This is a genomic window from Paenibacillus phytohabitans (assembly GCF_013141775.1).
In the GTDB taxonomy this organism is placed as follows: Bacteria; Bacillota; Bacilli; order Paenibacillales; family Paenibacillaceae; genus Paenibacillus_AQ; species Paenibacillus_AQ phytohabitans.
Genome location: NZ_WHOB01000021.1, coordinates 351,968 through 360,386, shown reverse-complemented (window position 1 = coordinate 360,386; position 8,419 = coordinate 351,968). Strand labels below are relative to the sequence as shown.

Here is an 8,419-nt window from a genome sequence, read left to right as displayed (position 1 = left end):
TTACGCGCCGCATCCACTCCGCGTGTTCCGAGATTGACTGCCATCATGACCTCTGAACCCGCTTCTCTGGCCCAGTTCATGAATTCATTGGTACCTACCTCATTAGGCTCGACCGTCCTCCAGGCCAGTTCAAGACGTCTGGGACGCTGTTCAACCGGACCTACACCATCCTCCCAATTGTAACCGGATACAAAATTCCCTCCGGGATAACGGATGATGGGTACATTAAGCTCCTTAACCAGTGATTTCACGTCGCCTCTGAAGCCGAGGGTTCCTGCTGTGGGATGCCCCGGTTCGTAGATTCCGCCGTAGACCGCCCGTCCCAGATGTTCTATGAATGAGCCGTAGATCCGCTTATCTACTTCGGCAATGACAAATGACTTATCGGCGATAAGCGTTGCTCTTAGTGTACCCGACGACAATGTGATCACCCTTCCATTTCACATATTAGTTAATCAATTAAAAAATATTTGAATGTATTCGCTTACAGGTATAAAATAACATATATAAAGACCTCTGTAAACATAAAAGTATAAATCTATTTATATATATACAAACGAAAATCAATAAATGGCGCGTTTTCTGAAATATAACCTCGTTTTTTGTAATAAAACTGCTTAATTCATTTGAATAAATATAAAGTAAAGTTATATTTAAAATCATATTTAGCTGATTTTTAATTATAAACTACAAATAAAGGAAGAAATCTTTCCTTTTTAACTCAAATGGTTTATAATTTTATAAAATAGTTTGTTCTAAACGACCTCACTGGAAGAAGGTATCCTAAATATGATTTACATTAAAGATCTGATGAGCGGGATTGATATTTTCAAGGCGCTCAGCTCCGAGATCCGGATTCAGATTCTCGAGCTGCTGGCCACCAACCAGGCGCTGAACCTGAATGAAATTGCCAAGAAGCTTAAACTCAGCAATGGTGCAATTACGATGCATATCAAGAAGCTGGAGGAGAGCGGCCTGATCGAGATCAACACCTCGGTAGGCAAGCATGGTATCCAGAAGGTCTGTTATCTGAATAAGGATAAGCTGATGGTGGATCTGCGCAGCAAGGATGTCGACAATCTGTACGAGGTCGAAATCCAGGTTGGCCATTACAGCAATTATCAGGCGGTCCCTACCTGCGGACTGGCCACCAAAGACAGCATTATCGGTGACTTCGACGAGCCGCGTTATTTCGCCGATCCCCAGCGGATTGATTCCGAGATTATCTGGATGGCCGAAGGTTTCCTGGAATACCGGATTCCGAACTATCTCAAGGCCAACCAGACCTTCCGTGAGATTCAATTCTCCATGGAGATTGGCTCTGAGGCTCCCGGATTCAACGACAACTATCCTTCAGACCTGTACTTCTATGTGAATGGAATCGAAATCGGTTTCTGGACCAGCCCCGGCGACTTCGGAGATGCCCGCGGTACCTTCAATCCCGACTGGTGGCCGCCTCATCTTAACCAGTACGGCATGCTGAAGCTGATCCGGATCAACAATGAAGGAAGCTTCATTGACGGCTGCCGCATCTCGGACATCACCCTTGACGATATCAAGCTGGATTACAAAAGCGAGCTGACCTTCCGCATTGCCGTCACCGACAAGCCGGTCAACAAACGCGGCTTGACTATTTACGGCAAGCATTTCGGCAATTACAGCCAGGATCTGCTGGCGCGAGTGCTCTATAATGTGCATGAGGTGGACGATCCCTCCCGCCCTGTGACAACGGCGGGGGCCATAGACTGACCGGCTTTGCAATCAGCAAGACCATCCTCCCGGGCGGAGGATGGTCTTTTATTTATGCGGACCGCCGGGTAAGGAACTCCCTGTATAAATGTCCTCTTCTTAACCCACACTAACGAATGTCTTTCAAACTACCGTGAGGGAGTGTTTCGAATGCGTGAAGGTATAATACCCGCCGTTCTTGGAACCGTAGTAACTGCTTCCAGCGCAGCTTTTCTAGGCAGCAGATATAAGATGGCTGCAACAGGCATTCTTGGATTTGGTCTGGCGCATATTGTACTCGGCACCATCGATTTGTTCGAACACAGGTAAGGACATTGGAAGATGCCGGCCCGCACGATGCTGCGGGCCGGTTCCTTTTATCACAATATACGGAAACAACAAAAAGGCCCCCACCCTCCTACGGGTAAGGACCACAGTACATAAAGTTTATTTCACAGCTACATAAAACAGCCGCTGGGCGGAATCATCCGCTTCGATCCACTCGAAGTCCGCATAGATCTTAACGTCCTTGAATCCGGCCTTCAGCAGCTCCTGCTTCATCCAGTCCGGATCATAGGCGCGCTGGGTATGCGTCTCTTCAAAACGCCGGTACACATCCTGCCGGCCCTCTTCACGGGCGAAGATAGACAGGTGATGCTCAATCTCACGGCGCGGCACATCGAGCTCACAGGTCCAGATGTAGGATACGTTCGGCTCATCCTGCACGAAGGGCTGCTCTTCCTCATACCGGGTCAGCGTATTCGGATGATGTACATCGAACAGGAAGGTTCCGCCCGGCTTAAGTCCGGCATAGGTACAGGCAAATACGTCCTTGACATCCTGTTCCTCCAGTACGTAATTGAGGCAATCGCAGAAGGAAATAACCGAATCCACAGGCTCCGGCATCTCCCATTCCTTCATATTCTGTCTAACCCAGCGTACACTGCCTTCCCGCAAAAAACGCCGCCCCTGCGGCTGCTGCTCCAGCTTGCGCTGTGCCACAGCCAGCATGTCCGAAGAGAGATCAATCCCCGTCATATGATAACCTGCCGCGGCCAGCGGAATGGTCAGGCTGCCGGTACCGCAGCCGAGTTCGGCTACCGTACGCGGCTTGCCGTATTTACTCCATGCTGTCTCTGCGAAGGTCAGCCAATCCGGATACGGCATATCCGCCATCAGCTCATCGTATACATAAGCAAATTTCCCATAGGAGGACACTGCGTACACCGCTTTCTATATACTATTGGTTGTCAGATTCAGGCTCCGAATCGGCCTCTTCCTTGCCGGCCAGATAGGTCCAGTTCTCTTTCTGGGTAACCAGCCCTTCCTTCATCAGCTTGCCCAGCGCACGCTTGAAGGCTGACTTGCTGATGCCGAAGCGCTGCTTGATAATATCCGGAGGCGTTGCATCCGAATACGGCATGCCGCCGCCCGGACGGGTAGCCAGGAAATCCAGCAGTGCCGCTGAATCCACATCACGGCCCACTTCCTTGCGGTGGCCCATGCTGAGGTTGACGCGGCCATCCTCACGGATATGCGCTACCCGTGCTTCAATCACTTCACCCAGACGCAAGAGCCGGCTGCGCTCAGAGGAATGAACCATACCAATGATGCCGAAGCCGAGTACACCAGCATCTACAAGCACAAAGGTACCCATCTGCAGAGGTTTGTATACCCGCGCAGTTACAGTCTGGCCCTGCCATGATTCAGGTGCGGGCAGCGCCAGCGGCGCCAGCTCCTGCTCTCCGGCCAGCTTGGCCCGAAGACGCCCCTGCTTGTCATGCTCCATAATGGCGAATACCTTATCACCGATCTGCGGACGCAGCTCCACCAGCTCCGGAAGCTCGCCGATCGGCAGCAGCAGCTGGCGTCCAAGCCCCATCTCCAGGAAGCAGCCCAGACGCGGATGAATATCGGCCACTTCAAGCAGCGCCATTTCACCCAGCGTCAGGTAAGGCTTCTTCATTGTAGCTGCAGGGCGGTCCTCGGTATCGAAGAAGATGAACACTTCAACCTTGTCACCGATCTTCGGCTTACTGCCTACCAGCTCAGTGTAGTGAAGCATGATATCCTGGTCACCGGCGCTCAGGAAATATCCGTAAGGGGATACCTCCCGCATCACTTCAAGCGTAACCGTAGTTCCAGCTATCAGACTCATACCGTTTCCACAACCTTGGCATCAGACCACAGACGCTCGATGTTGTAATATTCGCGTTCATCGCGGTGGAAGACATGGACGATAACATCCCCAAGATCCATCAGTACCCAGCGGGCTGCATCCATACCTTCGATGCCTTTGATCATTCCTCCGGCTTCATGAACTACCTTGCGAACCTCAGTAGCAATCGCTTGCACCTGGGTATCCGAATTACCGTGGCAGATAATGAAATAATCACTGATCGGCGACACGCTGCGCAGATCCAGTGCCACCACGTTCATTGCTTTTTTGTCCTGAACGGCGTTCAGCGCCAGCTCCAGAAGTTTGTTTGATTGTACACTCATATTTTATCCTCCAGTATTCTTACTAAATCGTTGCGCGCCAGCACCGTAAGCGGGAACACGATCCGGCGCTTCTCCAGCAGCAGGCTGATAGTGGAATCCAGTCCCGCTACCAGCCCTTCCTCCAGGCTGACCTTAGCCAGCCTGCGTATCTCATCCACACCGGGGAAATCCCGTCCAGGCTCAATATAATCGGCCAGACAGACGATTTTTTCCAGCAGGCTCATGTTCTCCCGTCCCGAGGTGTGGTAGCGGATGGCATCCAGTACCTCAGTATCCGTAATTCCATAATCATGCTCAGCGGCAAAAGCGCCCACCTCAGCATGCCATAGCTGCTTGTCGTATTTCAAAAGCTCGGTGGATAACCCGTTCTGTTCAATGATCTCCCGCATCCGCTCTACAGGCCAGTACTTGGCGACATCATGCAGAATTGCCGCTGTCTCGGCCCGTTCAGGATCAGCGCCATAACGCTGCGCCAGCTTCACAGAGGATTCCATTACGCCGAGTGTATGCTTCCAGCGTTTGTCCGGCATCTGGTCCGAGACCTTTTCAATCAGCGCTTCGCGGCTGTACTCCATACAATCCACTCCTTTGAACATAATCAAACACAGCGTCCGGCACCATATAGCGGATGGATTTCCCTTCGGCAGCCCGGGCTCTGAGCATTGTGGAGGAGAGGTCCACCAGCGGCATATCCGCCAGCACTACCCGCTCCGCAATGAAACCGGGCAGCAGCCCAAGATCAAGCGGAGTCCCGGGACGCCCGACACCGATGAAGGTCAACCTCTGCACCAGTTCCTCAATCCCCTGCCATTTGGGCAAATACTGAACCATATCCGCTCCGACAATGAAAAAGAACTCATGCTGCGGATACTCCTCCTGCAGGCTGATCACCGTTTCCAGGGTATAGGACACTCCGCCTCTGACCACTTCCCAGTCGAGAATGCCAAAAGCAGGATGGTCCTTAACCGCTTCCTGCACCATAGACAGCCTGTCCTCGCCGCTCGCTCCGGCCTCGTGCTTATGAGGCGGAATATGCGAAGGCATAAACCAGACCTCCTGCAGACCGTAGCTCTCCCGCGCGGTTTCCGCGGCCATCATATGGCCGATATGCAGAGGATCGAAGGTTCCTCCCATTATTCCTACTTTCAAGAGGTTACCTCCCCCTATTATCCGATGAACTTCATCCGGCTGCAACTCTCGCACAGGTGCGGGAGCTGCGGCATCAATCCTTAGCGGGGAAGCTCAATCGTTTTGTTATCACGTGATTCCTTGTACAGAACGATCGTCTTGCCGATTACCTGAACAAGCTCCGAACCGGACTGCTCGGCAAGCGCGGCACCAATTTCCTTAGGATCATCGGCATTGTTGTTCAGCACACTGATCTTCATCAGCTCGCGTTTCTCAATAGCTTCTTCAATGTGACGGATCAGATGATCGTTGACGCCGCCTTTGCCGACCTGGAATACAGCATCCAGATGATGGGCCAAAGAGCGGAGATAGCGTTTTTGTTTACCAGTTAACATAAATGAACAAACTCCTTAATTAACATATATTATTACCTTACTTCGCCGAAATCATTTCCCCGGCACTCCCGCCGAGGCAATCCACAATAGTCTGCCGCATGATATCTACGGGTGCTGCGAGTCCTGTCCAGTACTCCAGCGCATAGGCACCCTGGTAGACGAACATTCCCAGCCCTCCGTGAATGATGCAGCCCCGCTGCAGGCTCTCCGTAAGCAGCCGGGTGTGCAGCGGATTGTATATCAGATCGCTTACGATCATTCCTTCATGAAGCCAAGCCGGATCTATCGGCATCTCCCCTATGTGGGGGAACATGCCTACCGAGGTCGTATTGATCACAATATCCATGCTGCCAATGACGGAAGAAACGGCTTCCATACCCGTTCCGGCTACGTTCCCTCTATTCCGGAAGCCGTCTGCCAGCTGATGGGCCCGCTCCTCATTACGGTTGGCGATGAGGATAGACGCCGGACGCTCCTGCAGCAGTGCCGAGACAATGCCTCTGGCTGCCCCGCCGGCTCCAATCACCAGAATACGGGTGCCTGCGAGTTCGGGCGCAGCCTCCGCCTTGAGCGAACGGACATATCCGATTCCATCCGTATTGAAGCCGGTCAGCACACCGTTGTCGTTAACAATCGTATTGACCGCACCGACATCCACCGCGCTGGCATCCAGCTTATCCAGATAGTCCATCACCGCAACCTTGTGCGGAATGGTTACATTCACCCCGCGGAAGCCGAGGGTCTTGACCGCCTGCACGGCATCCCCCAGCTTGTCCGGAGTAATATGCAGCGGCACATAGGCGCCGGAGAGTCCAAGCGCCTTCAGCGCCGCACCGTGCATCAGCGGAGATTTGGACTGGGCAATCGGGTCGCCCATTACGCCCAGCAGAAGCTCCGGGTGTCCATCCTTACCATTCAGGCCTGTCTCAGCCATAGTATCGCCCTCCTGCAGGTTCTGTCAGCATCGGCTTAAGTTAGATCAGTGAAGGACGGGTAAGCACCTTAATGCCGCGCGGCACATGTATGGCCACAACCGCACCTGCCGTACCGTTCACCTTGATCCAGCCCAGGCCGGAAATGAACAGGTCCGTCTCACTATTCCTGGCGATGCGGAATTCATGACGCTGCCATTGCGGCAGCTTATCCATATCCGCCGTTCCCGGAGGCGACAAAAGCTCGCCGCGGTGGTCCTGATACAACGAATCGGCGCGCTCCAGCTTTGTGCGGTGAATCTTCAGCGTACTGCTGATATAGCAGGTGAAGGATTGGCGTTCGCCCTGAACGAAGTCGAAACGTCCCAGTCCGCCGAAGAACAGCGATTGGCCCTCATTCAGCTGATACACTGCAGGCTTGAGCGGATTCTCAGGCATTACAGCGCCCAGATCCTTACGTTCAACCAGTTCACTGTACCGCCAAGGATAGACAATCCCCGGAGTATCAATAATGTAATGGCCGTCATCCAGCGGAATCTTGACCATATCCAGCGTTGTGCCCGGATAACGAGAGGTAGTCAGCTCCTCTTCCAGGTCGCTGTAATCGGAGATCAGCCGGTTGATCAGCGTAGATTTGCCTACATTGGTCGCTCCGACAACATAGACATCACGCTGTCCGCGCAGCTCGGTTACTGCCTCCAGCAGGCGGTCGAAGCCCTGGTTACGCTTCGCGCTGACAAGCACAATCTCCGCCGTGCGCAGTCCCTCTTCCTTGCAGCGCTGCTGCATCCAGTTGCGCATTCTGTTCCAATTGGTCACCTTAGGGAGCAAGTCGCTTTTGTTGACCGCCAGAATAACCTGGTTATTGCCGACAAACCGCTGCAGCCCGGAGATCAGACTGCCTTCGAAATCAAAAATATCCACAATGTGGATTACCAGTGCGTTCTTCTCGCCCACTCCGCTGAGCAGCTTCAGGAATTCGTCCTGGTTCACCGATACGGAAGAAGCTTCGTTGTAATTCTTAATCCGGAAACAGCGCTGGCAAATTACGGGTTCCCGTTCAAAAGCGGTCTCCGGAATATACCCGGGAAGCTCCTTGTTTACAGTCTGAAGCTTGATACCGCAGCCGCTGCATTTCTCAGGCCGTTTCTTGTCGTCGTTCACTACATTCATTAAGATTTATCCTCCTCTTGCCACAATCCTTGCTTGCGCAGACGTGTCAGAGCAATCTGCTCCACCCTGCGGTTGATTCTTGTGCCCACGCCTTCATCCTTGACGGAGATCGGCAGCACGAGCACCGTGTACAGGCCGAGCCGGTTGCCGCCGTATACATCTGTAAGCATCTGGTCGCCGACCACCACCGTCTGCTCCGGCTTCAGATCCATCAGCTTCATCGCCTTCAGAAACGGGGCATTGCTCGGCTTACGGGCCTGATGTACAAATTCAATATTTAGCGGCGTTGCAAAACGCGACACCCGGTCCATATTGTTATTTGAAACAATGATCAGCTTGAAGCCAAGCTCCTTCACCTTCGTGAACCAGAGCAGCAGCTCAGGCGTAGCCAGAGGCGCCTTGGCGCCGACCAGCGTATTATCCAGATCCGTAATAATCCCGCGGTATCCTTGACGGAACAGCTCTTCCAGATCAATATCAAATACCGTATTTACCCGGAGTTTGGGAACTAACCTTTCAAACAATACTTTCACCTCATTTTCATACGTAAAACTTGTATCC

Annotated in this window: 11 protein-coding genes and 1 pseudogene; 2 read left to right on the top strand and 10 right to left on the bottom strand. The window is 52.7% G+C overall.

Features of this window, described 5'->3' with window-relative positions; all coding sequences use genetic code 11:
* Window positions 1-422 (bottom strand): annotated as a pseudogene (locus tag GC101_RS09640) (alpha-N-arabinofuranosidase); the annotation flags it as partial.
* Between the two features lie 367 nt (window positions 423-789).
* Here GC101_RS09640 and GC101_RS09635 point away from each other — a divergent pair.
* Window positions 790-1,749, top strand: coding sequence for an ArsR/SmtB family transcription factor (locus tag GC101_RS09635; protein ID WP_042134824.1), 960 nt, complete (start codon window positions 790-792; stop codon window positions 1,747-1,749).
* A 150-nt stretch (window positions 1,750-1,899) separates the two neighbouring features.
* Entirely contained in the window at window positions 1,900-2,058 is a 159-nt protein-coding gene (locus GC101_RS09630; RefSeq protein WP_042211365.1) for a hypothetical protein, read from the top strand.
* A gap of 117 nt (window positions 2,059-2,175) precedes the next feature.
* Here GC101_RS09630 and GC101_RS09625 read toward each other — a convergent pair whose 3' ends face one another.
* From GC101_RS09625 to GC101_RS09585, 9 genes are all read right to left on the bottom strand, one after another.
* Entirely contained in the window at window positions 2,176-2,946 is a 771-nt protein-coding gene (locus GC101_RS09625; protein ID WP_042134823.1) for a class I SAM-dependent DNA methyltransferase, read from the bottom strand.
* A 22-nt stretch (window positions 2,947-2,968) separates the two neighbouring features.
* Window positions 2,969-3,886, bottom strand: coding sequence for a CvfB family protein (locus GC101_RS09620; protein ID WP_039308300.1), 918 nt, complete (start codon window positions 3,884-3,886; stop codon window positions 2,969-2,971).
* A complete protein-coding gene (gene rsfS / locus GC101_RS09615) occupies window positions 3,883-4,230 on the bottom strand; it encodes a ribosome silencing factor (protein ID WP_039308297.1) in 348 nt (115 codons plus the stop codon). Before rsfS ends, GC101_RS09620 begins: the two co-directional genes overlap by 4 nt.
* The gene (gene yqeK / locus GC101_RS09610) at window positions 4,227-4,805 is read right to left on the bottom strand and encodes a bis(5'-nucleosyl)-tetraphosphatase (symmetrical) YqeK (protein ID WP_171717047.1); all 579 of its coding nucleotides are present in this window, start codon (window positions 4,803-4,805) and stop codon (window positions 4,227-4,229) included. Before yqeK ends, rsfS begins: the two co-directional genes overlap by 4 nt.
* A complete protein-coding gene (locus GC101_RS09605) occupies window positions 4,777-5,379 on the bottom strand; it encodes a nicotinate-nucleotide adenylyltransferase (protein ID WP_042134817.1) in 603 nt (200 codons plus the stop codon). The genes yqeK and GC101_RS09605 overlap by 29 nt, the downstream gene beginning before the upstream one ends.
* Before the next feature lie 80 nt (window positions 5,380-5,459).
* Window positions 5,460-5,753 (bottom strand): ribosome assembly RNA-binding protein YhbY, encoded by a 294-nt coding sequence (gene yhbY, locus GC101_RS09600; protein ID WP_036697934.1) that lies wholly within the window; start codon window positions 5,751-5,753, stop codon window positions 5,460-5,462.
* Between the two features lie 37 nt (window positions 5,754-5,790).
* Complete coding sequence (gene aroE / locus GC101_RS09595) at window positions 5,791-6,687, bottom strand: shikimate dehydrogenase (protein ID WP_171717046.1); 897 nt, start codon at window positions 6,685-6,687, stop codon at window positions 5,791-5,793.
* Window positions 6,688-6,727: 40 nt separating this feature from the next.
* Entirely contained in the window at window positions 6,728-7,858 is a 1,131-nt protein-coding gene (yqeH, locus tag GC101_RS09590) for a ribosome biogenesis GTPase YqeH (protein WP_076242540.1), read from the bottom strand.
* Window positions 7,858-8,382 (bottom strand): YqeG family HAD IIIA-type phosphatase, encoded by a 525-nt coding sequence (locus GC101_RS09585; protein WP_042140875.1) that lies wholly within the window; start codon window positions 8,380-8,382, stop codon window positions 7,858-7,860. The genes yqeH and GC101_RS09585 overlap by 1 nt, the downstream gene beginning before the upstream one ends.
* Window positions 8,383-8,419: the final 37 nt, after the last annotated feature.